This is a genomic window from Vibrio ichthyoenteri ATCC 700023 (assembly GCF_000222605.1).
Taxonomy (GTDB): Bacteria; Pseudomonadota; Gammaproteobacteria; order Enterobacterales; family Vibrionaceae; genus Vibrio; species Vibrio ichthyoenteri.
In genome coordinates, this window is sequence record NZ_AFWF01000055.1 from 1 (window position 1) to 1,414 (window position 1,414).

General features: G+C 42.6%; 2 protein-coding genes. One reads left to right on the plus strand and one right to left on the minus strand.

The window, feature by feature from the left end; genetic code table 11:
* Positions 1-856, plus strand: an 856-nt coding sequence (locus tag RH85_RS05535; protein WP_006711217.1) for a conjugal transfer protein TraG N-terminal domain-containing protein, incomplete at its 5' end; no start/stop codon positions are given.
* A gap of 23 nt (positions 857-879) precedes the next feature.
* On the opposite strand, the gene RH85_RS05540 is transcribed toward RH85_RS05535, so the two are convergent.
* Positions 880-1,080: a hypothetical protein gene (locus tag RH85_RS05540; RefSeq protein WP_006711218.1), complete on the minus strand. Its 201-nt coding sequence runs from the start codon at positions 1,078-1,080 to the stop codon at positions 880-882.
* Positions 1,081-1,414: the final 334 nt, after the last annotated feature.

The window sequence follows — 1,414 nt, forward strand, 5'->3', positions numbered from 1 at the left end:
ACGGAGAGATGATCCGATCCAGAAGAAATATGGAAACAGTGAAATCGACACAACCGCCGCTTATCCCTACTGTGAGCAGTGGTGGAAGTCTGTCGATGAGAACCGTTTTGGGGAGCCTGCGGGGATCAAGTGGCGTATCTACAACGATGTAGCCAAACACTACCCGGAGATCGCGATCGAAGTAAGAAAACCCGATGGATTTTTTGCACGCGTGCTAGGTAAAGAAGTGTCCGAAGCGGAGCGTGTCGATATGCTTGTTGAGCGCGTGCTCAGTGTCGAGCAAACTAATGGCAGGATTGTTCGCGGTTTTGGTTACACGCTTGATAAAAGTCTAGTCCATGAAGGGCAAGAGCTCTGGAACGCCGGCGCTGGTTTTGTGGGAGTACAAGCCGGACGCGTACTAACCGGCCCGGCTTATTTTGTCGTAAGACAAGCGATGCCAATGCTACAAGCGGTCTTAATGAGTGCGGTGATTATAGCCAGTCCGATAGTGCTGACGATCAGTGCGTATAACATCAGCACCTTAATGTCGCTCTCATTGGTTTATTCAGGTTTGATGTTCTTAACATTTTGGTGGGAACTGTGCCGTAGCTTAGACAGCAAGCTTATCGAAGGACTCTACAAGCTGAATGAGAATTTAAACCCACTAACAGGCGCCATCAACTACATGGATGACACAATCCTAAAGCTCGTCATGATCATACTCTATGTCATGATGCCGGCAGTATGGTTTGGGTTGTTGGGTTTTGCGGGATATAAAGTGAACGCAATTGGGATTGATTCAGCGTTAGAAAAAATAAATAAAGTATCCAGCGATGGTTCAAGAATAGTCACTAATCGTATAATGAAAGGGTAATATTTTTCTAGGTCGAGAGAATATTAGTAACGCTCTCGACCATTCCAATCTTCTTTTTCAGATTGCTTCATTGCCTCGTTTGTTGCCTGAAGCCATTTGGATGCTTCATTCCGAAGCAAGCATGAAGTTTTATTTGATGTATGTGCATTTTCGCTACGTTCTAGTAAACGCACCGCTTTATCTTCTTTAAAGGCTTGATGCCATTTTTTTATGAACTGCAACATCACAACCTCCTAGATTTATCGGTGAATCGACAGTTTCTGTGTGTAAATTACTCTGTTATTGAAATGCTTGCAACCACTTTCACATTGGAGTTGGGACAGTACTCTTAGAAAAAATCAAAGTTATTCTGTAAAAACAATGAGTAAGGATTTTAACCCTTTCTTCTGTCTGGTATGCTCAAAAAAATAACAGGTCATGAGATCAATCCTCAAAAGGTTCGCATCTCTTTGACATACATCCAACTTGTGACGTAATCAAATGCATAACGATAAACACATGACTCTAGTTTCTGAAATCGTCGAACGTAGTTTTACAACAGATTTTCAATGTTTAGAA